The organism is Bradyrhizobium uaiense (assembly GCF_010811875.1).
GTDB lineage: Bacteria > Pseudomonadota > Alphaproteobacteria > Rhizobiales > Xanthobacteraceae > Bradyrhizobium > Bradyrhizobium uaiense.
Map to the genome: position 1 here is coordinate 1 of NZ_VKHP01000127.1, position 26,332 is coordinate 26,332.

Consider the following 26,332-nt stretch of genomic DNA (forward strand, 5'->3'; position numbering starts at 1 on the left):
TTGGCATCGTCCGATGTGTATAAGAGACACCCCATACGCCGCGGCGGCAATTGGTGCGCGCGGTGTGAATTGCTCGTGTTCATCATCTTTGTTCAAAACCCAGAGTAGTGGTTATGGGTCCCAGCCTCCGCCGGGACGACGTGTTGAGGGAATCATGACCAAAACTCCCCGCAGCTTCGGCCACGTCGAGACCTGGGTGTTCGACCTCGACAACACGCTGTACCCGCATCACGTCAATCTGTGGCAGCAGGTCGATGCGCGGATCGGCGAGTTCGTCGGCAACTGGCTGAAGATCTCGCCCGAGGAAGCGCGGCGGCAATTGGTGCGCGCGGTGTGAATTGCTCGTGTTCATCATCTTTGTTCAAAACCCAGAGTAGTGGTTATGGGTCCCGGCCTTCGCCGGGACGACGTCAAGAAGAACGATCACGGCACCGCAAAGCGCAGCGTCTTGCCGCCGCTGGTCATGTCGACGGTGGTGAAACCGAGCGCGGTGAGGCCGCGAGTGGCACAGTCGCCCTGCTCGTTGACCTCGAACTTGCTGTCGCGGGCGCAGAGTTGCACCCCGCCGCCCCAGTTCAGCGGCTTGTCCTTGATGCGAATGGCGCGATTGTCGCCGTCGACCGCTTCCGCGAAGGAATAGATCTGCTTCGGCGTGCCCGTGACGTCGGGATGCAGGCACTTGCCGGGATCGATCCCATACCAGCCGCGGCTGGTCACCACCTTGCCGTCGTCGGTCGCAACCGCGGCCATCACCTTGTGCGGCGTGTCGTTGCACCAGGTCAGCCCCGTCGGCGACGGCTTCTGCACGGCGTCGACCATGGTGGTGAAGAAGTTCGGCGACTGCACGATGTCGCTCGCAAGCCCGCGGCTCCTGAGGAATGCCGATAGCGCGCTCTGGGTCTTCGGCCCGTCGACGCCGTCGATCGGCGCGGCGTCGTAGCCTGCGATCACCAGCAGGCGCTGGATGCCGGCGAGCCGCGCCTGCTCGTCGTCATACTCGCTGTCCTCGGCGAGGTAGGCGACGAGGTTGCCGTCATCGGTCTGCGTCGGCGTGATCTGGGTGAATTGCGCGGGCGTCTGGCCGGAGCGGCATTGCCGCGCGGCGGCGATCACGAAATTGTCCTGCGCGACGCAGAGCGTATCGGTGCCGTTCTGCGGGATCGGTGACGCACCGTAAACGCCGAGCGCGCGCGCGTTGAGCAGCACGCGGTCGGCGGTGAGCGCGCCCTGCACCACGACCCGGCAGGTTGCCGGATCGATCCGGAACCAGCCGCGTGTCGCGGTGGCGGCCTTGTCGTCGATGCCGATCGCGGCCTCGATCACATAGCTCATGCGGTTGCAGAGCTTGAGGTCGGCATGCGCCGGCGCCGCCGAAAACAGGAACGACACCAGCGCGGCCGGCAGCGACATCGCGAGCCGCGCCGCCGGCGCCCGGCGAGGAATCCTCGCCGGGAGTCCCGCCATGACGGCTTTCATTCGCGCTGCCGCGTCTGCCATTACTTATGGATCAGCGTGCCGGTGCCCTGGTTGGTGAAGAGCTCGAGCAGCACGGCGTGCTGCGTCTTGCCGTCGATGATCACGACGCCCTGCACGCCCTGTTCGAGCGCGTAGATGCAGGTCTCGACCTTCGGGATCATCCCGCCGGAAATCGTGCCGTCGGCGATCAGCTTGCGGGCTTCCTTGATCGACAGGTCCGGAATCAGCTTCTTGGACTTGTCGAGCACGCCGGGTACGTCGGTCAGCAGCAGCAGGCGCTTGGCCTTCAGCGCGCCGGCGATCGCGCCGGCAAAGGTGTCGGCGTTGACGTTCAACGTCTGGCCGTCCTGCGAGGTGGCGAGCGGCGCCAGCACCGGGATCAGCTCATAGCCGATCAGCTGATTGAGCAGCGTGAGGTCGACCTTCTCGGGGTCGCCGACGAAGCCGAGGTCGACGGCCTTCTCGATGTTGGAATCGGGATCGACCATGGTTCGCGTCGTCTTCGACGCCTTCACCATGTTGCCGTCCTTGCCGGAGAGGCCCACGGCCTTGCCGCCGGCCTCGTTGATGTAGCCGACGATCTGCTTGTTGACCGAGCCGGCCAGCACCATCTCGACGATCTCGATAGTGGCGGCGTCGGTGATGCGCAGGCCCGCGGCGAATTCCGACTGGATGCCGAGGCGCTTCAGCATGGTCGCGATCTGCGGGCCGCCGCCATGCACGACCACCGGATTGATCGCGGTCTGCTCGAGCAGCACGATGTCGCGCGCGAACGCCTTGGCGGTGTCCTCGGCGCCCATGGCATGGCCGCCATATTTAATGACGATGGTTTCCTCGTCATATTCCTGCATGTGCGGCAGCGCCTCGGACAGGATGCGGGCCTGATCGAGCGGGCTGATGTGCTGGTCGGTCATGGGGCTGGTCTCATGTCAGCGGAGGGACGGGCGCGGTTCTATCTGATTGCCGGGCAGGGCGCAAAGCGGGAGAGGTATTCGTAGCCCGGATGGAGCGAAGCGCAATCCGGGAATCGTGCCGCGGCTGCAGTCCCGGATTTCGCTTGCGCTCCATCCGGGTTACGGGTCAGCGCTGCGGCCACATGGCCGAGACCGCCAGCACCAGCCAGCTGAGGATCAACAGCGTTCCGCCTGATGGAGCCGCCATCGGAAACAAGCCGTGGCCGCCATATTGGCGCAGCACCAGGTCGCCCGCGAACAATGACGCCGCGATGACGAAGCCTGCCGCCGCCACGATTCCGAGCTTCGCATGGATGATCGTGCGGTCCGCGATCGCAAGGGTCGCGATGGCGGCGGATGCATGGAACAGCAGCATCGAGGACGCAGCGGCCAGCCGCGTGGCATCAGGCAAATGGGCGGCGGCCGCCGCCAGCATCACGCCGCAGGCGCCCATGATGGCGGCTAGCCCAATCAGGAGGCGGGATGCGCCGTTCACCTGCGCCGCTCCTCGATCAGGCGCACCATGGCGGCGCGCAGCTCCGGCATGCCGTCGCCGGTGCGCGACGAGGTCACCAGCACTTCGGGGAACGCGGCGGGATGCTTTGCCAGCGTCGCTGACGTGTCGGCGATGACGGTCTTCAATTCGCCGGGCTTGACCTGGTCGGCCTTGGTCAACACGACCTGGTAGCTGACCGCGGACTTGTCCAGCGTCTTCAGCACGTCGAGATCGACGTCCTTGATGCCGTGGCGGGCGTCGATCAGCACATAGACCCGCGCCAGCGTCGCGCGTCCGAGCAGGAATTTGTGGATCAGCGCCGTCCACGACGCCACCTTGGTCTTCGGCGCCGAGGCGTACCCGTAGCCCGGCATGTCGACCAGGCGGAAGCCCGCCTTCTCCGGTCCTTCGAAGAAGATCAGCTCCTGGGTGCGGCCGGGCGTGTGAGAGGTGCGGGCGAGGTTGCTGCGGCCCGTGAGCGCGTTGATCAGGCTCGACTTGCCGACATTGGAGCGGCCGGCAAAGACGACCTCGAGGCCGGCCATCGGGGGCAGCGTCTCGATCGAGGGCGAGGCCCAGATGAAGCGCCAGTCGCCGGCGAACAGCTTACGCCCCTGCTCGATCAGCTCCGCATCGGGTTCGGCGGTCATGCGAAGGGTCCCATTTCATGGTGGTCGGGCAAAAGCTCAAGGCGCAGCTTTGGCGTAAGACGACCCGGCCATCCCCGTCAACGTCTTGTCCTGCCGGTCTCCAAAATGTCGATGCCCGGCACGAGGCCGGGCATGACGCAGTGATCAGGCGGTTTGCCGGAAGCTAGGTCGGCTTCTTGGCGAACGTCGACTTCAGATTGTCGAACAACTCCACCTTCACGCCGTTCTTGCGCATGATGAAGCTCTGCTGCAGCACCGAGAGCGTGTTGTTCCAGGCCCAGTAGATCACGAGACCCGCCGGGAAGCCGGCCAGCATGAAGGTGAAGATCAGCGGCATCCAGTCGAAGATGATCTTCTGGGTCGGGTCCGGCGGCGCCGGGTTCAGCTTCATCTGAACCCACATCGTGATGCCCATGATGATCGGCCAGATGCCCATCACCAGATAGGCCCCGAAATGCGGTCCGAGCAGCGCGATCGGATCGAACGGGATCAGCCCGAACAGCGTGAACAGGTTGGTCGGGTCGGGCGCCGAGAGGTCCTTGATCCAGCCGAAGAACGGCGCGTGCCGCATTTCGATGGTGATGAAGAGCACCTTGTAGAGCGAGAAGAACACCGGGATCTGCACGACGACAGGAAGACAGCCGGCGATCGGGTTGATCTTCTCCTTCTTGTAGATCTCCATCATCTCCTGCTGCTGCTTCACGCGGTCGTCAGGATAGCGTTCCTTCAGCGCCTGCAGCTGCGGCTGCACCGACTTCATCTTCGCCATCGAGGCGTAGGACTTGTTGGCGAGCGGGAAGAACAGCAGCTTCACGATCACCGTCACCAGCAGGATCGCGATGCCGAAATTGCCGACCAGGCGATAGAACCAGTCGAGCGCCAGGAACATCGGCTTGGTGATGAAGTAGAAGTGGCCCCAGTCGATCAGGAGATCGAAATGGTTGAGGCCGAGCTGCTTATTGTAGCCGCCGAAGCCGACCAGCGGGAAGTTGAGGCCGACGGTCGCGGCTTCCTTCGCGCCGGCGAACAGCCGCGCATTGGCAACGCCGGTGCCGCCGATCGGAATGGTCTGCGCGCCGAGCATGTAGTCGGCCCGATAGCGTTTGGCGCGCGGATCGGAAGCCGAGTCGTTGGTAAGACGGGCCGTTTGCAGTGTGGCGTTGGTGTCCGGCAGAAGGGCTGTCGCCCAGTATTTGTCGGTAATGCCCAGCCAGGCGTTGGTCACGTTGTCAAACTTGACGCCACGCGAGTCCTCGCCGGTCGGGATCTTGCTGTCGTCGATGTTCTTGTAGGTATATTCCTGCAGGCCCTGTTCGCCGAGATAGCCGATCAGGCCTTCGTGCAGGATCGCGTAGCCCGAGACCGGCGGCTTGCCGCCGCGCGAGATCAGCCCAAACGGGTACAGCGTCACTGGCGCGCTGCCTTGATTGATGACCTCGTCCTTGATGCTGAAGAGGTAGCGATCGTCGATCGAGATGGTGCGGCGGAAGGTCAGGCCCTGGCCGTTCTCGTATTTCAGAACCACCGGGGTGCTCGGCGACAGGCTGTTCGACCCCTCCTGCTGCCAGACGGTTTCGGAGTCCGGCGTCTTCACCGACGCGCCGTTGGCGGTCAGCCACAGGAATTCGGCATAATAAGGCTCGGCCGTGCCCGACGGCGACAGCAGCACGATGGCCGGCGACTTCGGGTCGACCGTCTCGCGGAACTGGACCAGTGACAGATCGTCGATCCGGGCGCCCTTCAGCGCGATGCTACCGATCACGCGCGGGGTGTCGATCTTGATGCGCGGGCCGGCTGCAAGCACGGTCTCGCGGCTTGCCACCGGAGCGTCGGCAGCAGGCTTGCCCGGTGCCGGTGAGGGCGTGGTCGAAGCGCCTGGAGCAGCCCCCGGAGCCGTCGGCTGCGGCGCAGGCTTCTGCAACTCGGCCAGCCGCTGCGCCTCGCGCTGCTTCTCCATCTGCGGCACGTTGTAGAAATATTGCCAGGCGATCAGGACGAGGCCGGACAGAATGACGGCAAGGATCGTGTTGCGGTTATTGGACATCTCTCAGGGTCTCGTCATTCCATTCGGATTACGTGCGCTTTCGTTGCCCGCCTTTGGCGCAGGCCGGTCGAGGCGGCGCAACGCCGACCGCAGATCGTCAAGCATGGTCGTAAAGTCGCGGGTCAGCGCGTCACGGCGGCCGACTAGCACATAATCATGGTGCGGCCGCATGAATACGGCATCGACCCGTCTCATCACTTCGCGAAGCCGGCGCCGGATGCGGTTGCGCTCGGTCGCAGTGCCGTTCTTTTTGGTGACGGTATAGCCGACGCGGATCGGGCCCTGATCATCGCGGCGGCGGCCCTGCAGCACAAAAGCTGCGGTATTCGCCCGTGCGCCATTGGCAACGGCGAGGAAATCCGCCCGCTGCCTCAGCCGATCCATAATGGGTATCTCCGGAGAGGAGACGTCCGGGCTCAGGCGCTCAGGCGCTTGCGGCCACGCGCGCGACGCGCAGCGAGGACCTTGCGGCCGCCGGCCGTGGCGAGGCGGGCGCGGAAGCCGTGACGGCGCTTGCGCACCAGTTTGCTGGGTTGATAAGTCCGCTTCACGGGTAATTCTCCGCTGACCGGGCAATTTGCCGTTGTATTGAGATGGAGTCCGGTGATGCTGGCGGGCCCAAACGAGCCGTTTACGGCCCCAAAGAGCCGCCCCCGGTCAAGAACCGGGCCATCGCGGACAGTTGGCGCGGCTTATAAGGGAGCGTCCTGTTTTCGTCAATGTCACATGGCGTCGCAAAAAGGGTTCTTTGAAACGTCGCAATTGGGGCGAATATATCTGATTTCGCGGGGTATTTGACGGTAAGGGTACGCTTTGGGGCGTCCGGGGAACCGGCGACATTAGCGATCCGTAATTTGACCGGCTCGGGGGCCGGGCCGCATCTTCCGACCCCTAAGCCAAACAAGGCCTTATCTTGTGGCTCTAACTGACGATCAGGCGACCGCGCAGAAGCAGCGGCCCAAGCCGCCCCTTCGGCTCGGGCTGTCGGGCAAGCTTTTGCTGCTGACGATTCCCCTGGTGATGATCGCCGGGCTCCTGATCTACGTACCGGCCATCGCCAACTTCCGGATGAACCGGCTCAATGACCGCCTGGCCGCCGCCAATACTGCGGCGCTGGTGCTCGACGCCGCCCCGTCCGGCCTGGTGCCGGATTCGCTGGCGCGGCAGATCCTGACCAGCATCGGCGCCCGTGCCGTCGCTATCAAGCTCGGCCAGCAGCGCCGCCTGCTCGCCAGCGCCGACCTGCCGGCCGCGATCGATCACGACGTCGACATGCGGGCCGTGACGGTGTGGTCGGCAATCGTCGATGCTTTCGAGATCATGCTGGAGCATGGCGACCAGACCATCCGCGTGGTCGGCCCGGCGCCCGGCCAGGCGCAATTCATCGAGGTCGTGATCGACGAGAAGCCGCTGCGGCAGGCGATGTACCGCTTCTCGCGCAACGTGCTGGTCGTCGCGCTGCTGATCGCCGGCCTCACCGCCGGCCTGGTCTATCTGGCGCTGCATTACCTGTTCGTCCGCCCGATGCGGCGGCTGACCGCGAGCCTGGTCGGCTTCCACGAGAATCCGGAAAGCTCGGCGCGAATCATCGTGCCCAGCCAGCGCGGCGACGAGATCGGCGTTGCCGAGCGCGAGCTGTCGGACATGCAGCGCGACCTCGTCTCGATGCTGCATCAGAAGAGCCGGCTCGCCGCGCTCGGGCTTGCCGTCTCCAAGATCAACCACGACCTGCGCAACCTCTTGGCATCCTCGCAACTGCTGTCGGACCAGCTTGCCAGCGTGCCCGACCCGCGGGTGCAGCGCTTTGCGCCGAAATTGCTGCGCTCGCTCGAGCGTGCCATCGCCTTCTGCCAGTCGACGTTATCTTATGGCCGCGCCCAGGAGGCGGCACCCGACCGCCGCGTGATCATGGTGGAGCCCGCGGTCGCCGAGGTCCGCGAATCGGCCGGGCTGGCGACCGATGTCTCGATCACCTGGATCAGCGCGATCGAGCGCGGCCTGACCATCGACGCCGACCCGGACCAGCTGTTCCGCGTGCTGCTCAACCTGGTGCGCAACGCCACCCAGGCGCTGGAGAGCCGGCAGGACAGCGATGGCGGTGCGCAGCAGATCCGCATCACCGGCCGCCGCGAGGGGACAGTTGCGATCATCGAGGTCTCCGATACCGGCCCCGGCGTGCCGGCCAAGGCGCGCGAGCATCTGTTCGAGGCGTTCCAGACCTCCGGCCGCCCCGGCGGCAGCGGGCTGGGCCTCGCGATTGCCGCCGAGCTGATCCGCGCCCATGGCGGCCACATTCACCTGGTCGAGGGCACCATCGGCGCCACCTTCCGGATTTCGATCCCGGATCGCCCGGTGGAATTGCTGTCGATCCGCAGCGAGCGGGCGCGGGCGTAGGCGGCCCCGGTATTTCGGGCGGCCAAAACTGCGCCGAAATTGGCATTTCCAGAGCTTGCCAACCGGGCCGGGAGCCTGTAGCTAGAGCGCTCTTTCGCGACGTTCCGGGCTTCCCGGAACCTTGCGGGCTTCAAGCCCATCCGCGAAAATGCGCCCGTAGCTCAGCTGGATAGAGCATCAGACTACGAATCTGAGGGTCGGACGTTCGAATCGTTCCGGGCGCGCCATTCGTCTTTGTTTTCATTGGTTTTTCACGGCGGCAGTCGAGCTCGCTACCGGGCGAGAGCGCCGGCGGCGCTGCGACGTCCGTTGTCGTTCTGCCGCGGCGCTCAATTGTTTGTGCGGTGCGGCGATGGTTTTATTGCATTGCAACAAAGCGGGCCTAGATTTGCTTCTCGAATCCCATCGAGGAGCCTTCAAGTGACCAAGATTTCCCTCCCCATCATCGCCGCCACCCTCGCGATCGCGAGTGCAACGAGCGCATCGGCAGCGGAGCTTCCGACTTTCGAAGCCGCGGGCCTGCCGATCTCGCCGGTGCAGGCTGGCGCGCTTGGCGCCGCCAATGTCCACGAGCAGGCGCCGATCGCCGCGACGTCGGCCACGCCGCATCAGCTCAGCGTCCTGACACCGCGAAGCAAGATCACGACCGCACGGGCTTCCGCCCGTACCGACCGCTCGCTGCATTGAGCTGCATAGCGGATCCCCTCCGAGGCCCGCGACAACGTCGCGGGCCTTCTCGTATGTACGATGCGCGGCACCTGCGTCGGCTCGCGACAGCGTCGTGATGAATTCTTCGACGACACCGTTAGCGAAACATTTCTGTCGCGGATCGCCGCTCATGCTCTGAAGCGACAGGCCGCGACTGCTGGCTGGATCGCAAGCGGCAGCGTTTCGGTCGCCTCCGGATCAATTCGACAACCGTACCGACCCGCGGCGCTTCGGAAGCAGGTTGAAGCCGAGGGGCGTCCCGTAAAAACCCTGCTTGCGCTCGCCGGAACGTTGAGAAAAAATAAGGTTTTTCAACATATAGGGCACAGACTGTTTTTATTCTTATTGTCTGCCCTATTGAGCCGGCGAGTGATTTCTCATGCCGAGTAACGTTGCAAACGTCATCTTTTACGCGGCGGTATTTCTGGGGATCGTCTATGGCAGTCGTATCCTGGAAAAACGGTGGCCGATTGCGGACGTTCCCCACGACGAGTTTCGTGATGATTGGCTCGCGGTGATCGTGAGCCTCGGCTTGTCGTACATGCTCGCTCCGGTCGCAGCGATCAGTGCCGGCGCAATTGCGGGCTATGCCGGTGTTGGCTGGATCAAGTTACCGACTGAAGGTTACTGGTGGTACGTTTCACTTGCGATCGTCGTGGTCGCGCTCGATCTCTACAAGTACGCATACCATCGCCTTCAACATGCGATCCCGTTTCTCTGGGCGATGCACTCGTTCCATCACAGCGCGAACGGCGTTACGTTCATCACCGGCGGCCGGCATTTCTGGTTAGAGAGGGTGCTCTCCGAAGCCTTTCTTCCGATCTTGGCGATCTTGTTTCGCATCCCGCCAGATATAGCGATAGCTATCGGGTTTATCTTCTTCCTCCCCGATGCATGCGCTCATCTCAACGTCCGCATCCCGCTCGGCCGGTATGTGACATGGATCAACAACCCGCAATGGCACCGGATTCATCACTCGGTCCGTCCTGAGCATCGCGACAAGAACTTCGCCGCCTTTTTTCCGCTCCTCGACATTCTGTTCGGCACGGCCTGGGTGCCGAAGCCGGACGAGTATCCTGCAACGGGCCTCGTGCCAGCCGAGCGAGTGGACATCATCAACAGCGTGATCTGGCCAATCCGGCATCTCCGGAATCTTTGGCATCGGGAGTCTCATAATGAATTGGGTTAAAGGTCTCTTGGTACTCTGTGCCCTCTTGCTCGGGTACGCCGACCTCGTGTCGACCAACGTGATCCTGGATCTCGGATTGGGCGAGCTGAACCCGTTCATGCATCTGGCTCAGACGTGGTTCGGCGTGTGGTGGCTGGTGCCCAAGCTGGGCTTGACGTTTGTCATCACGTGGCTGCTTTGGCGCAGCAACAACGTCTACAACATCGCGCTTGTCGTCGCCTTCTGCTCGACGCCCGTCCTGAACAACCTCGCCATCATCGCGGGCACGAACTGAACCAGCCAACTTTCTCAGTAGCCGCGTCGCCAGGCTTGGCCGGATCTGACTTCCGGCCGCCGATGGCTTCTCACTTGCCCATCCGCAGGCCCTTGGTGGTGAAGCGCTGTGCACGGCCGCCCTCGCGCAGAGGTCGTCGCGTGCCGGCGGCCTTGCCGGTGCCGGGCGGCTGGTGTGCGGGCACGAGCTGATCGGGGCGCGAGCCGATCAGATCGGCACGGCCCATCTGCTTCAGCGCCTCGCGCAGCAGCGGCCAGTTGTCCGGGTCGTGATAGCGCAGGAACGCCTTGTGCAAGCGGCGTTGCCTGAGGCCCTTGATCGCCTCGACCTTGTCGCTCGCGCCGCGGCGCACGCCGCGCAGCGGATTGACGCCGGTGTGATACATCGCCGTCGCGGTCGCCATCGGCGAGGGCAGGAACGTCTGCACCTGATCGGCGCGGTAGCGGTTCTTCTTGAGCCAGAGCGCGAGGTTCATCATGTCCTCGTCGGTCGTGCCCGGATGCGCGGCGATGAAATACGGGATCAGATAGTATTTCTTGCCGGCCTGCTCGGCGGCGGCATCGAACATCTTCTTGAAGCGGTTGTAGGCGCCGATGCCCGGCTTCATCATCTTGTCGAGCGGGCCGCGCTCGGTGTGCTCGGGCGCGATCTTCAGGTAGCCGCCGACGTGATGGGTGACGAGCTCCTTGATGTATTCGGGGCTCTCCACCGCGAGGTCGTAGCGCACGCCCGAGGCGACCATCACCCGCTTGACGCCCTTCACCTCGCGCACCTTGCGATACAGCCGGATCAGGTCGTCATGCGAGGTGTTGAGGTTCGGACAGATCTCGGGGAAGACACAGGACGGCCGCCGGCATGCCGCCTCGATCTTCGGATCCTTGCAGGCCATCCGGTACATGTTGGCGGTCGGCCCGCCGATGTCGGAGATCACGCCGGTGAAGCCCGGCGTCTTGTCTCTGATACGCTCGATCTCGCGCAGGATTGAGCCCTCCGAGCGGTTCTGGATGATGCGGCCCTCGTGCTCGGTGATCGAGCAGAACGTGCAGCCGCCGAAGCAGCCGCGCATGATCGTCACCGAGAAGCGGATCATCTCCCAGGCCGGAATCTTGGCGTCCTTGTAGGAGGGATGCGGCGCCCGCGCGTAGGGCAGGTCGTAGACAGAGTCCATCTCGGCCGTCGACAGCGGGATCGGCGGCGGATTCAGCCACAAATCGCGGTCGCCGTGACGCTGCACGAGCGGCCGCGCATTGCCGGGATTGCTCTCCCGATGCAGCACGCGCGAGGCGCGGGCGTAGGCCTCGCGGTCCTGCTCGACCTGCTCGCAGGCCGGCAGGCGGATCACGATGTTGCCCGGCTGGCGCGATGCGCCCTCGTCGGCGGAGTCGAGATCGTCGGCATGCAGCTCGGCGTAATCCTCGGGCACGCGGCGGAACAGCGCGACGCCCCTGATCGAGTCGAGATCGCGCGGCGCTTCACCATTGGCGAGCCGGTGCGCCACCTCGACGACCGCACGTTCCGCGTTGCCGTAGAGCAGAAGGTCTGCCTTGGCGTCAGCCAGCAGCGAGCGGCGCACCTTGTCGGACCAATAGTCGTAATGCGCGATGCGGCGCAGCGACGCCTCGATGCCGCCGAGCACGATCGGCACGTCCTTGAACGCTTCGCGGCAGCGCTGGGCATAGACGATGGTGCAGCGGTCCGGCCGGCGGCCGCCCTCGCCGTTCGGCGTGTAGGCGTCATCGTGGCGCAGCCGTCGGTCTGCCGTATAGCGGTTGACCATCGAATCCATGTTGCCGCCGGTGACGCCGAAGAACACGCGTGGCTTTCCCAGCGCCTTGAACGGCTCGGCCGACTGCCAGTCGGGCTGCGCGATGATCCCGACCCTGAAGCCCTGAGCCTCCAGCAACCTGCCGATGATCGCCATGCCGAAGCTCGGATGGTCGACATAGGCATCGCCCGTCACCAGCACGATATCGCATTGGTCCCAGCCGAGCGCCGTCATCTCGGCGCGGTTCATCGGCAGGAACGGCGCCGGCTTGTCGGGGCGCGCCAGATGGCGCGGCCATGACGTCAGGGATATATCGGCGGTGGCAAGGGTGTTCATGGCGACCACGCATAAGACGCCGGCGTCGTGAATTCAACCAATCAGCGTGCCGCCTGGCCCGATCGCGTGTTGCGCTTCCCGACAGGTTCCAGGCCCGCCCAACGGGACGGGGGACGGCGACCGGCAAAATCATGCCGATATCTCAATGGCATAAAAGATGATCGCCGGGCCACCCTATCGGGCGACCGAGTGAATGCGTGCGGGTTGCTTGAGGATGCAATCTCGGTCGCATCCATAGAACCTGCTCGGCATGTCCTGCGACAAACACCGGGTGATCGCCATCAATGCGGTCGGGAGAATGAAGCGATGTCGGACAGGTCTGTACTCGCCTGCTTGGTCTGCACTGCCGTGATGCTTGTTGTGCTCGGCGCATCCGTGCACGCGCAGACGCCGTCGAGTTGTAAGGAGCCGCGGGAGGGCACCAATCGCGTTCCGATGCTGTCGCCGCCGCTCGCCAACGTGGTGACGGGCAAGGGACGGCTGCAATTCTACTCGGCGCCGAATCTGCACTGCCCGATCAAAGGCGTGTTCGTCATTCCGAACGATGAGCTCGTTGCCTATGCGCAGACCGATGATGGCTGGTCGTCGGTGATGTACCTCAATCCACACGGCGGCAACGACGCCTCGGGTTGGGTGAGGTCGGCGAGATTGAAGGCGACCGGGACCGTTGGTCCAAAGCAGTAACGGGCGAATCGGGGTCGCAGCGAATGCGGCACCCACGGCGTGGCCGGCAGGCCACGTCGCATGTCTCTTGCGGCGTCAGTGGATCGCCGCGTACATGATCTTCTCCTCGGTGGCTTCGACCGCGGAGAATTCCTCGACCACCTTGCCCTGGCGCGAAACCAGGATGCGGTCGGAGAGCGCCATGATCTCGGGCAGATAGGATGAGATCACCACCACCGCCTTGCCCTCGTCGGCAAGCTGGTTGATCAGCTCGTGAATCTCGACGATGGCGCCGACGTCGACGCCGCGTGTCGGCTCGTCGAAGATGATCAGCTCGGGCTCCTGCACCAGCGATTTGGCGATCACGACCTTTTGCTGGTTGCCGCCCGACAGCTCGACCACCTTGGCCTCGTCGCCGATGGCGCGAACCTTCAGCCGCTGGGTCCAGGTCTTGCCGACTGTGTTGGTCTCGCGCCGCGACAGCAGCATCCGTCCTCCGGGAAACTTGGAGAGCAGGCCGAGATAGATGTTGCGGGCGATCGAGGAAGTCTCAAAGAAGCCTTCGACCTTACGGTCCTCGGTGACATAGGCGATGCCGGCCTTGACCGCCGGTGCCGGAACCCGGTAGCGCACCGGCTTGTCGTGCAGCAGGATTTCGCCGCCGTGGAAGAAGTCGCGCTTCAACACGCCGGATACGATCTTGAAGGTTTCGGTGCGGCCCGCGCCGACCAGGCCGAACACGCCGGTGATCTGCCCGGCAAACACCGACAGCGAATTGTTCTTCACCATCGGCGCCATCTTGAGGTTCTGCACCGTGAGCACGCGCGCGCCGGCCGGACGGACGCTGGTCTTCCGCGCACCGTACAGCGTGTTGGAAAGGTCGCGTCCGACCATCGCCTGCACGATCGCCGCGCGGTCGAATTTCGCCGCATCGTCGGTGACGACATGCTTGCCGTCGCGCAGCACGGTGATCCGATCCGCGAGCAGCAGGGCCTCTTCCAGCGCATGCGAGATGAAGACGATCGAGACGCCGCGCTTCTTGAGGTCACGGACCAGGTCGAAGAAATACTTCTTCTCTTCCGGCGTCAGCGACGCGGTCGGCTCGTCGAAGATGATGACCTTGGCCTTGTGCAGGACCGCGCGCGCGATCTCCACCATCTGCTTCTTGGCGGCACCGAGCCCGCTCACGGTCGCGGTCGGCGTCACGTCGAAATTCAGCGATTGCAGGAACTGCTGGGCGGCGATGTAGATGCCGCGCAGCCGGTTGTAGAATTTCTCCTGTCCGAGAAACAGATTCTGCGCCACGGTCATGGTCGGCACCAGGCTGTTCTCCTGGAACACCATGGCGATGCCGAGATTGCGGGCCTCGAGCGGCGTGCGCGGCGCGACGTCTGCGCCGTCGACCGTCATGCTCCCCGAGGTCAACGTCACGACGCCGGCCATCACCTTGGTCAGTGTCGACTTGCCGGCGCCGTTCTCGCCGACCAGCGCATGGATCTCGCCGCGACGGAGGTCGAAGTCGACGCCCTCGATGGCAGGCACACCGGCGTAGAGCTTGGTGGCCTTGCGCAGGGACAGCACGGTGTCGCTCATGAGCCTGTCTCCTCGGCAAGCCCGGCGAGGGGCAGTTTCAGGACGCGGCCCGGTCCCTTGGCGATCAGCACAAGGTCGCTGCCCAGTTCCAGCGCGGCGACGACGCCGTGATTGACGCCGTCGACCCGGCTATGCAGCGAATACAGCGGCTTGCCGTCTTCGCTCAGCCGGATGACGAGCCCATAGGAACGCGGCGGGGCCCACGGCTTGATGACGCCCATCGTCTTGATGTGCGCGCCCTGCATCGGCTCCTTGAACGAGAAGCCCGAGCGCAGCCGCGGTGCCACCCAATAGGCCGGATCGATCTCGGCCATCATGCGGCGCCGGTAGGCCGGCTCGCGCAGCACGAACTCGACCAGCTGGGTGCGCGCGGTGAACGCCGTCAGCCAGTAGCCGCCGCCGGCGGCCTTCGACAGCCGCGACGGATAGACCGGCAGGTGACCGAGCACAGTCTGCGGCGTCCTGCCATCCGCGACGAGGACCAGACGATGCCGCCAGCTCTCGCTGACCAGCACGCCATCGCCGCGCGCGCAGGCGCCGAAGGCGTAGCCGAGTTTTGAGGCCAGCGGCTTCACCGATCCGGTCTTGGGATCGAGCCGGAACACGCGGCCGTTCCGGTTGAGCTCCATCAGGTCGCGCGCCCAATCGTCGACGCCGCAGGTCGCCGAGCCGTCGGTCGCGATCAGGGTGCCGTCGCCCGCCGGCGTCAATGCGTTGATCGCATTGAAGGCGGCGTCGCTGAACCTCACGCTCGGCTCGCCCGAGGTGGGATCGGCGTAGAGCCGTACCTCGCGACCGCCGAGCGCGACCGCGATGCCGCCGTCGGCGAGCGCGCAAAGCGCCGAGATCGGCTGCTCGAAGCTACGCAGTTCGGTCGCGGCGCTGCCGTCGAGGCGCAGCAGACGCCGGCCGTCGGCGACATAGAGGTTGCGGCCATCGGTTGCGAGATCCTCGGGCGCCTCGCACTCCAGCAAGGTCGTCGCGGACTCCAGCTTTTGATTGGGCTTCAGCGCGCCGTCGAACGACGGCACGGTGATGGTGGCCTCGCCGCGGCCGAGAAAGCGGTTGGCGAATTCCCTGACGGCCGCGATCACGACAGCTTCCCCCAGCGCTTGTCATACTGCACGAAGTTCGGGTCGGCGTTCTCCAGCTTGTAGCGGCCGATCCGGTTGTTCATGATGCCGCCGAGATAGAGATAGCCGCGATGCTCGCGCATCGAGGTGATCATCGGATGGTTCTCGCCGCGCAGGTCCCAGAACGATTCGAGGATCTTGCCCTGCTCGTTGAACTTGACGACGCAGCCGGTGTTGATGTTCGGGAACAGCCATTCGTCGACCGGGACGCGCTTGGCCATGCGGCGGCGGAAGCCGGGCATCTTCCAGGCGAGGTCGAGCGACGGACTGCGCATGCCGACCAGCGCCAACCAGTAATTGCCGTCGGAGGCGAGATTGATGTTGTCGGGATAGCCCGGCAGATTGTCCATCACCACTTCCACTTGGCCCTTCTTCGGCCCCGCGAACCACAGCCGCTTGATCGAGCAGCCGAAGGTTTCGGCGAACAGGATCGACTGGCCGTCGCTGGCGACGCAGATGCCGTTGGGGAATTTCAGGCCGCGCAGCGCGGTATGGGTGGCGCCGGTCTTGGTGTCGTAGCAGATGATGCGGCCGTTGCCGCGCGCCTCGAGGCCGTCGATCGGCCATTCGTCCATCTCGTAGCGCACGGTCGCTTCCGAGAAGAAGATCAGGCCGTCGTCGGTGATGTCGAGGTCGTCGGCCAGCCGCAGGCGGCTGTCGTCGTTGACCGAATGCATGCTGCGGTTGGTCTCGTCGGTCGCCTTTTCGACCGTACCGTCCGGCTTGATGCGGTACAGGCCCATGCCGCCGATGCAGACATAGAGATTGTCCTGCCGGTCGAAGGCCATGCCGAGCGGCTGGCCGCCGATATGGGCGAACACCTCCATCCGCTGATAGTCCGGCGCGAAGAAGCGCATGATATCGCCATGGCGCGAGCCGGCGTAGAGATTGTTGTTGCGATCGAGGATCACGTCCTCGGGCGCCTCGATGCGGCCGAGGCCGATCAATTCGACGTCGCGCAGCTTGTCGTTCTGCTCGAACGGGCCGCCCTGGCCGATCTCGGTGGCCGGCGGCGGCGGCAAGGCGTGATAGGTCGGCGCGACATAGACCTTGCTGATGATGCGGGTGCGGTTCTTCTGCCAGCGGATGTCGACCATCGCGGCGACCAGCAGGATGCCTGCGAGCGCCATGCGGTTGATGCCGCCGCGCGCATTGAGCGTGGTCAGGCCGTTGGTGATCAGGAGCACGATCAGAACGCCGACCAGCGACTTGGCGACCGAGCCCTTGCCGCCGCCGAGCGTGATGCCGCCGAGCACGGTCGCGGTCAGCACGATCACCTCGAGGCCGACGCCGATGTCGCCGCCGACGGTGCCGAGCCGTGCCGCAAAGAACAGCGCGGCGATGCTGGTCAGCACACCGCTTGCGACATAGCAGAGCGCGATGGTGCGGCGAACCGGAATGCCGGAATTGTAGGCGGAACGGCGCGAGCCGCCGATCGCGGTGATGTGCCAGCCCGGGCGCAGCCGCGTCATGAAGATATGACCGAAGATCGCGATCGCGACATAGACCAGCGCGACGCTCGGAATGCCGAACACGTCGCCGCCGCCGATGAAATTCCACGAGGGGATGTCGGGAAAGGCCGCGGCGATCGAATTGGAGTAGCGCTGGATCAGCAGATCGAACGCCGAACGGTAGATGATCAGGGTGATCAGCGTAGTGATGAAGGCGCGTAGCCGCAAGTAGCCGATCAGGACACCGTTGACGGCGCCGAGCAATGCGCCGCAGGCGAGGGTGGCCACCACCACCGCAGGCACCGGCCAGTTCAGCACGTCGAGCAGATAGAGCGCGCAGAAATCGGTCAGTGCGAAGATCGATCCGACCGACAGATCGATGCCGCCGACGATGACCACTAGGGCCATGCCGAGCCCGATGAAGCCGATCTCGCCGGCTTGCCGCGCGGTGTCGGCAAGGCTCGCCGGCGATAGGAAGTGATCGATGGATCGGCTCAGCGCGAAACCGACGATCAGGAGCAGGATCACCGGAATTGCGGTCTCGGTCCATCGCTTGGACAGGATCTCGCCGAGGAGATGATCCGGCCAGTAGCGGTAACGCAGGCTCGTCAAGGTGTCGCGCATCGGCATTCCAGCAAGGCGTTCGATTTCGGGAGATCGACGTCCCGGGCGAGATCGCCCGGGACATCAAGCGGGAATGGCCGGACTATTTCTTCAGGTCGCTGAGATTCCAGCACGCGGTCTGGCTGTCCGCGTTCTCCTTGGTGATCGGAATCAGGGTCGTGTATTCCGAACCCTTGATCGAGCCGGCCTTGGCGCCGGACGACAGCAGCCATTTGATCGTGCCGGCCATCTGCGCGGCCTGGGTCGGCACGTCGTAGCTCATGTTGAGGTCGAAGGCGCCGGACTTCACCAGCTCGCAGGCGCCCTTGCGCTCGCCACCGCCGGAGGTCGCGACGAACACCTTGCCGGTCAGGCCGGCTTCCTTCACCGCCGCGGCGGTGCCGATGTCCATGCCGTCCCAGAAGCCGACGATGCCGCAGAGATCGGGATTCTGCTTCAACACCGTCTGGGTGATCGCCTTGGCTTTTGCGGCATCCCAGTCGGCCGCCTGGCTCGAGACCACCTTGATCTCGGGATGCTTGGCGAGCACGTTCTCGACGCCCTTGAGCGTGTAGGCGCTGGCGGCCGCCGAGAGCGCGCCCTGCACGATGGCGATCTTGTTGGACTTGCCCTGGCAGGCCTTGACCACCGCTTCAGTGTCCTTCTCACCGATCTCGATCCAGTTGGCGCCGACAAAGGCCGACGAGCGATAGGCTGATCCCATGTTGATCTGGATGACGTAGATGCCTTCGTTCTCGGCGCGCTGCAGCAGCTTGGCGTAGGTCTGCACGTCCGGATTGTGGATCACCATCACGGCCGGCTTCTCGGAGATCAGCGAGGTCACCGCTTGCGCGCCGGCATTGGTGTTCCAGTTGGGATCGCGGATCTCGAACTTCACGCCGAGGGGCTCGAGCTCCTTCTTCAGGCCGGCGTACCAGCCTTCGGTGAGGTCGAAATTCATGGCCACCGGAACGTAGGCCACCGTCTTGCCGGCGAGGGCCTCCTTGAACGGCTTCTGGAACGGCTCGTCGAGGCCCTGCTGGGCCAGAGCCGGGGCGCCGATGACTGCAAGTCCGAATGCGGCGGCAATCACCTTGGCAGTCCTGACAGCGTATTTCATTGCTTCCTCCTTGGTCGTGTTGATCTTGTTGTGGCTGATTCAGATGTCGCCCTGCTGTGCCGTTTCTTCGTTGCGCGGATTCAGGAATGAATCCGTGATGACGGCGAGCAGCAGGACGACACCCTTGACGAGGTTTTGTCCGGCGTAGGAGATGTCCATGATGGTCATGCCGTTCAGCATGGTGCCGATCAGCAGCGTGCCGATGACGACATTGAGCACGCCGCCGCGGCCGCCCGACAGGCCGATGCCGCCGAGCACGACGACAAGAATGACGTCGTAGATCAGGGTCGAGTTGAAGATGCGGGTCGGCATCGAGTTGACGGAGGCCGCCATCACCAAGCCCGCGAAGCAGCCGATCAGCGCCGCCACGACATATTGCAACACGATGATCGGGCGCGAGGGGATGCCGGTGACGCGGGCCGCGTAGGGATTGTCGCCGATCGCGTAGATATAGGCGCCCCAGCGCGTCTGGCGCAGCAGGAAGGCGACCACCACGCAGGCGATCGCGAACATCACGATCGAGGTCGGGATGCCGAGGATGGTGCCCTGTCCGAGTCGCTCGAAACCCTTCATACCGTCACTCCACTGCACGACGTCGAGCTGGAACAATGCGGCCTGCCCGAGGCCGGCGAGCAGCAGGCCGGTCGCCAGTGTCGCAAACAGCGAAGGAACTTCTGCATAGGCAATCAGCCAGCCATTGACCAGGCCGAAGGCGATCGTGAGCAGCACGGCCACAAGCAGCGAGGCGGGCAGCGAGTGGCCGTTCTGCACCATCTGCAGCACGAGCCCGGGAGGGACCGCCAGCGCTGCGATCAGCGAGATATCGATGCCGCGCCCGATCACGACGATCGCCATGGCAAGCCCGAGGATGCCGAGCACGGCGACGTTCTGCAGCAGCGTCAGCATGTTCTCCGGCGTCAGGAAGCCGCGCAGGAAAATCGAGAACGCCAGGAACAGCAAAGCAAATACCGCGAAGACGATCTCCTGTTGATTGAATCGCAATCGCTTCATTGCCTCGTCCTTCCTGCCTTTATGGTTGCGCCGTCTGCCTGGATCTCGCGCGGGAGCCGGCCACGGCGCGGCCAGGCCGCGTCCTGCCCGCGACCGCGGCGTCGACGAACGCGCCGACGGCGTTGATGTAGGTCTCGATCGAGGTGCCACGTCTGCGATACTTGGCCCGCTTGACGTACCAATCCTGCAGCAGCGGCTTGATCAGCGAGGCCGTCAGCGTGACCTGATCGATCGCGAACACCCCGCTGGCAACGCCCTGCTTGAGGACGTCGGCGATGATCTTCTCGGTCATCACCTCCATCTCGATGGCGCGCTGTCGCTCCGCGGGCGGAAACGACTTCGCTTCCATGAAGGAGAACACGAACCAGGGCTGCATCGCCTCGCTCATGCGGACATGGGTCGCGATGATCCAGTGCAGATGCTTGCGCGCATCCTGCTTCACGCTGGCGGGCGGCGCGGTGAGGACCTCCGCCGCCGTCTCGGCGACCTCGCCGAGGATCATCGCGAGCAGCGTCGGTTTGCTGTCAAAGTAGGTATAGAGACCGCCCATGCTGAGGCCCGAGGCCTCCGCGAGCTGGCGCAGCGTGGTGGCGTGAAAGCCGTGCTTGTTGGAAAGCGTGAGCGTCGCGCCGATGATGCGCGTGAGGTTCGGAACGGCGAGATGCGTTTTCTGGACCCGGATGGAATCCCTGTGACGTTCGAGGATACGCGCGCAAAGCACGTCCATCGCGAACGCATTCGTCCCCGGCCGCTGACGCGCGAGACCCACGTTGCCTCCCTGGCTATGTCCTCGGACCGTCTCGTTTTGTTGCCGGTCCGGGCTGGGCTTGTCGCCCTTGATCAATTCCTAGCGCACGAAGCGGCGTTCGGAAAAGGGGGATGATCAATTTTTCTGAGAGAGCGCTCGCTCGTTTTTTGGCTCACTTCGGGCTGCCGGCCTTGCGCTCGGAGCTTCCCGGGCCGGCGTCGGGAACTTTTTACGCTGAAAGGTCAGCACAAATTCCCGGCACTCCGGTCGACTGACAGGCCAGTTAGACGGCCGTCACATTCCAGATATAAAGAACGCAGGTTCGCTGGCCGGAAGGCCAACCCGCACAGACATGCTGGCCGAATTTCACCAACGGTCACTTTGGGCCGAAGCAAGGTTATGACGGCAGTTGGATCATATGGCGCGCGCGCCGGCGCTGAGACCGGCGTTGACGCTCCGGGAGCCTCCGCAAGGTCGCGGTATCTGTTCGGGATTTGCGCGGCGCTGTTGATCGGCAGCATCTGCGCGGTTGCCGCGCAGCAGCGCGAGATCGTTGCCGCATCCACGCCGATCGAATTCAACATCCCCGCGCAGCAGCTTGCCGGCGCGCTGCAGGCTTATGGCGAACGCACCGGCGTTCAGGTGCTTTACGAAAGCAATTCGGCAACCGGCCGGAAGTCGGCGCCGGTCGAAGGAACCCTCACGCCTGAGGAGGCATTGAACCTGCTTCTGAAGGGAACCGATCTGAAGGTCCAGTACATTCGCCCGGACGCCATCACGTTGGCTTCGCGCAGCGCGCGGGCCGACCGGCCGCCGGCGAGCCCGCTTCTGACCGCGGATCTGTCGCTGGGCACGCTGCAGGTGCGTGCGACCAATGACGGCAACGACACCGGCGCGCTGCGCGACTACAGCGAAAGCCTGCAGCTCGACATTCAAAAGGCGCTGCAGAAGAATATCGGGTCCCGCGGCGGCAGCTATCAGCTCGTCGTCGATCTGTGGATCGATCCCTCACGCACGATTCAGCGAACCCAGCTGTTGCGGTCGACCGGCGATCAGCACCGCGATGCGGCGGTGACGGCGGCGCTGCAAGGACTGACCGTGAGCCGAACGACGCCCACAAATGCGTCGCAGCCGGTGCGGATCGCGATCCGGGTGAAATCGTCTCAATGAGTGGTAACGACACCAGTGGACTTGATAGCGGGCGCGGCGTCAGCCCGATGAGCCTGCTGTTTCATCCCGAGGATCCCGGCGCCTGGACCTCGGGTGAGGTCCTGCGCCTGCTCCTGGTGCCGGCCATCGCGACGCTGCTGTTCGTCGGAGGCATCTATTGGATCCGGCTGCAGCCGCCGGCTGGACCGGCAAGCCGGGAGCAGAGCTCGATCGTACAGGTTCGCCTGCTGCCGAGCCCGTCGCCCGCGCCCATTCCGGTTGCACCGCAGTCGGAGCCGCAAACCGCGACCCTCGCCAGCCGGACCGACGTGTCGCCGGAGAGCTCCGATCCATCCCTCGACAATCTGACCGCGGCCCCGGCGCGCGAGCCGATGCCGGTGGAACCGGCGGTGCCGAGCCTGCGTTCGACGCCATCGCCGGCCGACACGCCGCCCAGCAGTGCCGCAGTGAAGTTTCAGCAAACGCTGCTTCGTCATGTTGCGCGCTACCAGCGCTACCCGAACGCGGGGCGGCTCGGCCGGCTGCACGGGGCGGTCGAGACGCTGTTTTCCATGCAACGGGACGGCACCCTGCTCGAGGTCTGGGTCAAGACCAGCTCCGGAGAGGCCGTGCTCGACAAGGCGGCCGTCGACGCGATCCGGCGCGCGCAGCCGCTGCCGTCGATCCCGTCGGCTCTGCCTGACCGGCTCAACATCCAGATCACGCTGGTGTTCGACCCGGCCTGATCCGGCGCGCCGCCTTCGCCGAGCGCCAGTTCACTCTTTGGATGTGAGCCCGACGCATCAGCCTGCGTGTCGTTCGCTGTCGACTTGTTACCGTCATAAATGTGTTGTGGGCGGCCGTTACGAGATTGGCCAGCTTCAAGAACAATTCAATCTGGATATCGGGCTGGTGTCTGGGAGGCCGCGGAACGTGGCTGAAATCAATCGAGTGCGGCTGCGGGGCCAGCTGGCAGATAACTATGACGGCCTCGTCAAGAAACTGACCCGCCGTCTGGGATCGTCGGACTTCGCTTACGAAGCCCTGCACGAGACGTTCCTGCGGCTGGAGCGGGTCACTGACGCCGTGCCGATCCGCAGCCCCGCCGACTATATTTTTCGCATCGCGATCAATATCGCGAGGGATCGTCAGAAGGCGCAGAATCTCCGCGTCAGCGCCACCGAGATCGATTCACTGCTCGACGTGAGCGACGATGGACCGAGCCCGGCGAGAATCGTCGAGGCACGTTCCGATATTGACGCTTTCAAGCGGGCGTTGGCCGGATTGCCGGAGCGGCCGCGCGACGTACTTTACAGCATTACGATCGAGGGACGTCCGCCGCAGGATGTGGCGACCCGGCTCGGCGTCAGCCTGCGAACGGTGGAAAGCGATTTGAAGTTGGCCCTGAGCCATTGCGCTGATTGCCTCGACTATACTTTGATCCGACGTCTCGGCGGTCCACGTCCCCGTTCGTGATCGAACTCGCCGCGGCCGCGACGTCGGCCGTCATGCGGCGGGCTATCGAAATTCATTGCGGACGACAATTTCCAGCGGCTGCAAGCGCTTGACCTTAAATCAAGAGTAACAGACTGCACGAATTTCAACCTCTGTTCTGCGGGATAGCGGGCTTTCAGTCGTCTATCGAATAGAGAGCGATCTCATGAGGACCGTTGGGGTGCCTGGGAAAGGTTCGCTGGAAGTGTTGAGCCGCTTGAAGACAGGTTCAGGTGCAATTGAACCGGCATGCGATCGCCGCGCTGTGCTCCGGCGCGCGATGCGGCGCAAGCCGCAATTGCTGGATGTTTCTGCTTGCGTTGTGCGCAACGGCCGATTGCGGTGCCCTGCTGCCGTCGGAATCGTCTATATTGCGACCTTCGCTATGTGCTCGATGCGATCAGGAGGTTGAGGTTTGGCGGGCAGCGTGATGAGCAATCCGTCGTGACCGAGCCGACCCGCACATCCGGGCCCGATCCCTTGTTGGATGAGGCGCTTGACTGGGTTGTCCGGCTGAAGGCCGGCTCGCCGACGCGTGCCGATGTCGACGCGTTGCAGCGTTGGCGCGCGCAAAGCCCCGACCACGAAGAGGCGTTCAGGACGGCTGCAAGCCTGCTCCGCACCGCCAGCGCCGCGGCAAAGGAACTTGCCGAGGAAAAGGCTGCCGCGGCTTCCGTCGTAGCATTGCCGTCCCGGCCGTCTCGCGCTTTGACACGCCGCATCGTGCTCGGCGGCGCGATCGCCGCCGCGGCCGGCTATATGATGATCCGTCCGCCACTCGAGATGTGGCCGTCGATCGACGAACTCTCGGCCGATTACCGGACCGGAAAGGGCGAACAGCGCAAGGTGATGCTGGCGCCCGATATTTCGGTTGAATTGAACACCCAGACCAGCCTTGCGCTGCGGCCGACGCCGAACGAAACCCGGATCGAATTGATCTCGGGCGAGGCCTCCGTGGTCGCCCGAAGGTCGTCGCCGACGCCGCTGGTGATGCTGGCGCGCGACGGTCGCATCAGTGCGTTGCAGGCTGATTTCAACGCGCGGTGCATCGACGGCGTCGTTTCGGTGACGTGCCTCGACGGCATCGTCACCGTCGAACAGGACGGCCGCTCCGTGCAGCTTCGCAAGGCCGAACAGGTCACCTATTCGCGCGCCGGATTGCAGGCCTCGCTTCCGGTCGATGCCAAGCAGGTCGCGGCCTGGCAGACCGGATTGTTGATCTTCCGAGACCGGCCGCTGGCGAGTGTGGTGGACGAAGTGAACCGGTACCGCACCGGAAAGATCATCATCACCAACGCGGAACTGAAGCTCCGGCTCGTCAACGGCACATTTCAAGTCGACAAGCTCGACAATTTCGTCGCCCAGGTCGAGCAACTGTTCGGCGCGCGGATCACATCGCTGCCAGGCGGTGTGGTGCTGATGAGCTGACCCGGAGCGACTTCGCGAAGCGGATAATCAGTTCGTGTGAAGAAAACGCGTCAAACAAAGATCCGGAGACCCAGCTTCGTTCCGATTCAATCGGAACGAAAGAGGCTCCATTCGAACGAATCGGCGCCGCGTCGCTCGACTTCCTAACAAATCAAAAATTTATTCCGCGATGCCGCAGATTCTTTTGCGGGTTTGCACTCGCCCAGACGTCTTCTGAGTAAGGCGCCGTCATCGCGGTCTTCCTGTCGCGATGGCGCGCATCTGCGCGAAGTAAAGTGGGACGTCTGTGCGTAGTCGAAGAGATCACTGGTTAATTGGGCATCGTTCGCGACGCCGGATCGGGTTGCGTGTGTCGGCCGCGGCACTCTCCGTGATTGGCTCCGTGGCAGCCATTGTGCCGGCGCGCGCGGCAAAGGAAGCAACGAAAGATACTGCTGCTGCGGCCGCGGCGCCCGCAGCAGGCAAGCAGCCGGCCGAAGCGAATGCGCCGGCGCAGAAGCCGTCGGCGCCGCTGCAGCGCTTCGACATCGACGACTTCGCGGTGCAAGGCGCCGAGAAGTTGCCGCAGGTCGAGATCGAGGAGGCGATCTATCCTTTCCTCGGTCCGAACAAGACCTCGGAAGACGTCGAGAAGGCGCGCGCAGCGCTCGAGAAGGCGTACCACGACAAGGGCTTTCAGACCGTCAGCGTCGCAGTCCCGCAGCAGAACGTCACGGGCGGTGTGGTCACGCTCAAGGTGAGCGAGTTGAAGGTCGGGCGCCTTCGCGTCAAGAACTCACGCTATTTCGATCTCGACCGGATCAAGGACAGTGCGCCGTCGCTGAAGGAAGGCAGTGTCCCCAATTTCACCGATGTCACCAAGGACATCGTCTCGCTCAACCAGTGGCCCGATCGCCGAGTGACGCCGGCGCTGCGCGCCGGCGTTGCGCCCGGCACCGTCGACGTCGATCTCAACGTCGAGGACAAGGCGCCGCTCCACGCCAGCCTCGAACTGAACAACCGGCAATCGCCGTCCACCACGCCGAGCCGTGTCTCTGCCACCGTTCACTATGACAATCTGTGGCAGCTCGGTCATTCCTTGAGCTTCACCTATCAGGTTGCGCCGGAACGTCCGAGCGATGCCGAGGTGTTCTCCGGCTCCTATATGGCGCGGATCCCGAATGCCGACTGGCTCAACCTGCTGTTCTACAGCGTCAAGTCGAACAGCAATGTCGCGACCATCGGCGGCACCAACGTAGTCGGCCCCGGCATGATCATCGGTGAGCGCGCCGTGATCACACTGCCGACCCGCGAGGGTCTGTTCCACACGCTGTCGGTCGGCGTGGACTACAAGCATTTCGACCAGACCGTGAAGCTCGGCACCGACGGCTTCTCGTCACCGGTCACTTATTATCCCGTCGTCGCGACCTACGGGGCGACGTTCCAGCAAGAGAAGTTCACGACGCAGTTCAATGCCGGCGTCACCTACAATATCCGGACGCTGAGCAGCCCGTGGGACCAGTTCGACGCGAAGCGTTTCAAAGCTTCGCCGAGCTTCACCCACCTCAACCTCGACGTCTCGCATACCCAGGAGCTGCCCGAAGGCTTCCAGCTCTACGGCAAGGTGCAGGGGCAGATTGCCGACGGGCCGCTGGTCTCGAGCGAGCAGTTCAGC

At 64.2% G+C, this 26,332-nt stretch carries 25 protein-coding genes, 1 tRNA gene and 1 pseudogene; 13 read left to right on the forward strand and 14 right to left on the reverse strand.

All coding sequences use genetic code 11. The features are described 5' to 3' along the window. Nucleotides 1-154 precede the first annotated feature (154 nt). A pseudogene (locus FNJ47_RS26645) lies at nucleotides 155-316 on the forward strand (pyrimidine 5'-nucleotidase); the annotation flags it as partial. Between the two features lie 107 nt (nucleotides 317-423). Here the strand turns inward: FNJ47_RS26645 and FNJ47_RS26650 are convergent. From FNJ47_RS26650 to rpmH, 7 genes are all read right to left on the reverse strand, one after another. Then, entirely contained in the window at nucleotides 424-1,410 is a 987-nt protein-coding gene (locus FNJ47_RS26650; protein WP_163158523.1) for a DUF1036 domain-containing protein, read from the reverse strand. Nucleotides 1,411-1,496: 86 nt separating this feature from the next. Then, nucleotides 1,497-2,390 (reverse strand): acetylglutamate kinase, encoded by an 894-nt coding sequence (gene argB, locus FNJ47_RS26655; protein WP_163158486.1) that lies wholly within the window; start codon nucleotides 2,388-2,390, stop codon nucleotides 1,497-1,499. Nucleotides 2,391-2,556: 166 nt separating this feature from the next. Then, nucleotides 2,557-2,925, reverse strand: a complete 369-nt coding sequence (locus FNJ47_RS26660) for a DUF423 domain-containing protein (RefSeq protein WP_347341718.1) — start codon at nucleotides 2,923-2,925, stop codon at nucleotides 2,557-2,559. Then, a complete protein-coding gene (gene yihA / locus FNJ47_RS26665; RefSeq protein ID WP_163158488.1) occupies nucleotides 2,922-3,575 on the reverse strand; it encodes a ribosome biogenesis GTP-binding protein YihA/YsxC in 654 nt (217 codons plus the stop codon). The genes FNJ47_RS26660 and yihA overlap by 4 nt, the downstream gene beginning before the upstream one ends. A gap of 163 nt (nucleotides 3,576-3,738) precedes the next feature. After that, nucleotides 3,739-5,619 (reverse strand): membrane protein insertase YidC, encoded by a 1,881-nt coding sequence (gene yidC / locus FNJ47_RS26670; protein WP_163158490.1) that lies wholly within the window; start codon nucleotides 5,617-5,619, stop codon nucleotides 3,739-3,741. 3 nt (nucleotides 5,620-5,622) lie between these two features. Beyond that, the gene (gene rnpA / locus FNJ47_RS26675; RefSeq protein ID WP_163158492.1) at nucleotides 5,623-6,003 is read right to left on the reverse strand and encodes a ribonuclease P protein component; all 381 of its coding nucleotides are present in this window, start codon (nucleotides 6,001-6,003) and stop codon (nucleotides 5,623-5,625) included. Nucleotides 6,004-6,035: 32 nt separating this feature from the next. Further along, on the reverse strand, nucleotides 6,036-6,170 hold the full coding sequence (rpmH, locus tag FNJ47_RS26680; RefSeq protein WP_008542748.1) for a 50S ribosomal protein L34: 135 nt from the start codon (nucleotides 6,168-6,170) through the stop codon (nucleotides 6,036-6,038). Between the two features lie 364 nt (nucleotides 6,171-6,534). On the opposite strand from rpmH, the gene FNJ47_RS26685 reads away from it, so the two are divergent. The 6 genes from FNJ47_RS26685 to FNJ47_RS26710 all read left to right on the forward strand — a co-directional run bounded on the left by FNJ47_RS26685 (nucleotide 6,535) and on the right by FNJ47_RS26710 (nucleotide 10,184). After that, entirely contained in the window at nucleotides 6,535-8,013 is a 1,479-nt protein-coding gene (locus FNJ47_RS26685) for an ATP-binding protein (RefSeq protein ID WP_163158494.1), read from the forward strand. Between the two features lie 150 nt (nucleotides 8,014-8,163). After that, nucleotides 8,164-8,240 (forward strand) — tRNA-Arg (locus tag FNJ47_RS26690). Nucleotides 8,241-8,433: 193 nt separating this feature from the next. Further along, nucleotides 8,434-8,700, forward strand: a complete 267-nt coding sequence (locus FNJ47_RS26695; protein WP_163158496.1) for a hypothetical protein — start codon at nucleotides 8,434-8,436, stop codon at nucleotides 8,698-8,700. Between the two features lie 60 nt (nucleotides 8,701-8,760). Further along, nucleotides 8,761-9,111 carry a hypothetical protein gene (locus tag FNJ47_RS26700; RefSeq protein ID WP_163158498.1) on the forward strand — a complete coding sequence of 117 codons (351 nt, stop codon included), beginning with the start codon at nucleotides 8,761-8,763 and terminating at the stop codon, nucleotides 9,109-9,111. Further along, the gene (locus tag FNJ47_RS26705; RefSeq protein ID WP_163158500.1) at nucleotides 9,101-9,910 is read left to right on the forward strand and encodes a sterol desaturase family protein; all 810 of its coding nucleotides are present in this window, start codon (nucleotides 9,101-9,103) and stop codon (nucleotides 9,908-9,910) included. The genes FNJ47_RS26700 and FNJ47_RS26705 overlap by 11 nt, the downstream gene beginning before the upstream one ends. Continuing rightward, nucleotides 9,897-10,184 (forward strand): DUF5658 family protein, encoded by a 288-nt coding sequence (locus FNJ47_RS26710; protein WP_233287121.1) that lies wholly within the window; start codon nucleotides 9,897-9,899, stop codon nucleotides 10,182-10,184. The genes FNJ47_RS26705 and FNJ47_RS26710 overlap by 14 nt, the downstream gene beginning before the upstream one ends. A 70-nt stretch (nucleotides 10,185-10,254) precedes the next feature. Here the strand turns inward: FNJ47_RS26710 and FNJ47_RS26715 are convergent, their stop codons facing one another. Further along, entirely contained in the window at nucleotides 10,255-12,285 is a 2,031-nt protein-coding gene (locus FNJ47_RS26715) for a YgiQ family radical SAM protein (RefSeq protein WP_163158502.1), read from the reverse strand. Between the two features lie 306 nt (nucleotides 12,286-12,591). On the opposite strand from FNJ47_RS26715, the gene FNJ47_RS26720 reads away from it, so the two are divergent. Further along, nucleotides 12,592-12,969, forward strand: coding sequence for a hypothetical protein (locus FNJ47_RS26720; protein ID WP_163158504.1), 378 nt, complete (start codon nucleotides 12,592-12,594; stop codon nucleotides 12,967-12,969). A gap of 75 nt (nucleotides 12,970-13,044) precedes the next feature. Here FNJ47_RS26720 and FNJ47_RS26725 read toward each other — a convergent pair whose 3' ends face one another. From FNJ47_RS26725 to FNJ47_RS26750, 6 genes are all read right to left on the reverse strand, one after another. Next, the gene (locus FNJ47_RS26725; protein ID WP_163158506.1) at nucleotides 13,045-14,541 is read right to left on the reverse strand and encodes a sugar ABC transporter ATP-binding protein; all 1,497 of its coding nucleotides are present in this window, start codon (nucleotides 14,539-14,541) and stop codon (nucleotides 13,045-13,047) included. Further along, nucleotides 14,538-15,635 carry an NHL repeat-containing protein gene (locus FNJ47_RS26730; protein WP_163158508.1) on the reverse strand — a complete coding sequence of 366 codons (1,098 nt, stop codon included), beginning with the start codon at nucleotides 15,633-15,635 and terminating at the stop codon, nucleotides 14,538-14,540. Before FNJ47_RS26730 ends, FNJ47_RS26725 begins: the two co-directional genes overlap by 4 nt. Continuing rightward, nucleotides 15,632-17,755 carry an ABC transporter permease gene (locus tag FNJ47_RS26735; protein WP_163158510.1) on the reverse strand — a complete coding sequence of 708 codons (2,124 nt, stop codon included), beginning with the start codon at nucleotides 17,753-17,755 and terminating at the stop codon, nucleotides 15,632-15,634. The genes FNJ47_RS26730 and FNJ47_RS26735 overlap by 4 nt, the downstream gene beginning before the upstream one ends. A gap of 76 nt (nucleotides 17,756-17,831) precedes the next feature. Continuing rightward, complete coding sequence (locus FNJ47_RS26740) at nucleotides 17,832-18,848, reverse strand: sugar ABC transporter substrate-binding protein (RefSeq protein WP_163158513.1); 1,017 nt, start codon at nucleotides 18,846-18,848, stop codon at nucleotides 17,832-17,834. Between the two features lie 39 nt (nucleotides 18,849-18,887). Continuing rightward, complete coding sequence (locus tag FNJ47_RS26745; protein WP_163158515.1) at nucleotides 18,888-19,859, reverse strand: ABC transporter permease; 972 nt, start codon at nucleotides 19,857-19,859, stop codon at nucleotides 18,888-18,890. A gap of 19 nt (nucleotides 19,860-19,878) precedes the next feature. After that, complete coding sequence (locus FNJ47_RS26750) at nucleotides 19,879-20,586, reverse strand: TetR/AcrR family transcriptional regulator (RefSeq protein WP_163158529.1); 708 nt, start codon at nucleotides 20,584-20,586, stop codon at nucleotides 19,879-19,881. Nucleotides 20,587-21,006: 420 nt separating this feature from the next. Here FNJ47_RS26750 and FNJ47_RS26755 point away from each other — a divergent pair, with 420 nt between their 5' ends. The 5 genes from FNJ47_RS26755 to FNJ47_RS26775 all read left to right on the forward strand — a co-directional run. Then, nucleotides 21,007-21,777, forward strand: coding sequence for an STN domain-containing protein (locus FNJ47_RS26755; RefSeq protein ID WP_163158517.1), 771 nt, complete (start codon nucleotides 21,007-21,009; stop codon nucleotides 21,775-21,777). Further along, complete coding sequence (locus tag FNJ47_RS26760) at nucleotides 21,774-22,502, forward strand: energy transducer TonB family protein (protein WP_163158519.1); 729 nt, start codon at nucleotides 21,774-21,776, stop codon at nucleotides 22,500-22,502. Before FNJ47_RS26755 ends, FNJ47_RS26760 begins: the two co-directional genes overlap by 4 nt. 106 nt (nucleotides 22,503-22,608) lie before the next feature. Next, nucleotides 22,609-23,232 carry an RNA polymerase sigma factor gene (locus FNJ47_RS26765; RefSeq protein WP_347341719.1) on the forward strand — a complete coding sequence of 208 codons (624 nt, stop codon included), beginning with the start codon at nucleotides 22,609-22,611 and terminating at the stop codon, nucleotides 23,230-23,232. A gap of 462 nt (nucleotides 23,233-23,694) precedes the next feature. Then, entirely contained in the window at nucleotides 23,695-24,678 is a 984-nt protein-coding gene (locus FNJ47_RS26770) for a FecR family protein (protein ID WP_347341720.1), read from the forward strand. 382 nt (nucleotides 24,679-25,060) lie between these two features. Next, nucleotides 25,061-26,332 (forward strand): ShlB/FhaC/HecB family hemolysin secretion/activation protein (locus FNJ47_RS26775; protein ID WP_347341721.1); only part of this gene is annotated, 1,272 nt, incomplete at its 3' end.

Coding starts and splice junctions, on each gene's coding strand:
- FNJ47_RS26700 (WP_163158498.1), top strand. CDS start 8,761: ATGCGCGGCACCTGCGTCGGCTCGCGACAGCGTCGTGATGAATTCTTC.
- argB (WP_163158486.1), bottom strand. CDS start 2,390: ATGACCGACCAGCACATCAGCCCGCTCGATCAGGCCCGCATCCTGTCC.
- FNJ47_RS26715 (WP_163158502.1), bottom strand. CDS start 12,285: ATGAACACCCTTGCCACCGCCGATATATCCCTGACGTCATGGCCGCGC.
- FNJ47_RS26745 (WP_163158515.1), bottom strand. CDS start 19,859: ATGAAGCGATTGCGATTCAATCAACAGGAGATCGTCTTCGCGGTATTT.
- yihA (WP_163158488.1), bottom strand. CDS start 3,575: ATGACCGCCGAACCCGATGCGGAGCTGATCGAGCAGGGGCGTAAGCTG.
- FNJ47_RS26720 (WP_163158504.1), top strand. CDS start 12,592: ATGTCGGACAGGTCTGTACTCGCCTGCTTGGTCTGCACTGCCGTGATG.
- FNJ47_RS26760 (WP_163158519.1), top strand. CDS start 21,774: ATGAGTGGTAACGACACCAGTGGACTTGATAGCGGGCGCGGCGTCAGC.
- FNJ47_RS26725 (WP_163158506.1), bottom strand. CDS start 14,541: ATGAGCGACACCGTGCTGTCCCTGCGCAAGGCCACCAAGCTCTACGCC.
- FNJ47_RS26750 (WP_163158529.1), bottom strand. CDS start 20,586: ATGGACGTGCTTTGCGCGCGTATCCTCGAACGTCACAGGGATTCCATC.
- FNJ47_RS26710 (WP_233287121.1), top strand. CDS start 9,897: ATGAATTGGGTTAAAGGTCTCTTGGTACTCTGTGCCCTCTTGCTCGGG.
- FNJ47_RS26705 (WP_163158500.1), top strand. CDS start 9,101: ATGCCGAGTAACGTTGCAAACGTCATCTTTTACGCGGCGGTATTTCTG.
- FNJ47_RS26755 (WP_163158517.1), top strand. CDS start 21,007: ATGACGGCAGTTGGATCATATGGCGCGCGCGCCGGCGCTGAGACCGGC.
- FNJ47_RS26650 (WP_163158523.1), bottom strand. CDS start 1,410: ATGTCGCTGCCGGCCGCGCTGGTGTCGTTCCTGTTTTCGGCGGCGCCG.
- rnpA (WP_163158492.1), bottom strand. CDS start 6,003: ATGGATCGGCTGAGGCAGCGGGCGGATTTCCTCGCCGTTGCCAATGGC.
- yidC (WP_163158490.1), bottom strand. CDS start 5,619: ATGTCCAATAACCGCAACACGATCCTTGCCGTCATTCTGTCCGGCCTC.
- FNJ47_RS26735 (WP_163158510.1), bottom strand. CDS start 17,755: ATGCCGATGCGCGACACCTTGACGAGCCTGCGTTACCGCTACTGGCCG.
- FNJ47_RS26740 (WP_163158513.1), bottom strand. CDS start 18,848: ATGAAATACGCTGTCAGGACTGCCAAGGTGATTGCCGCCGCATTCGGA.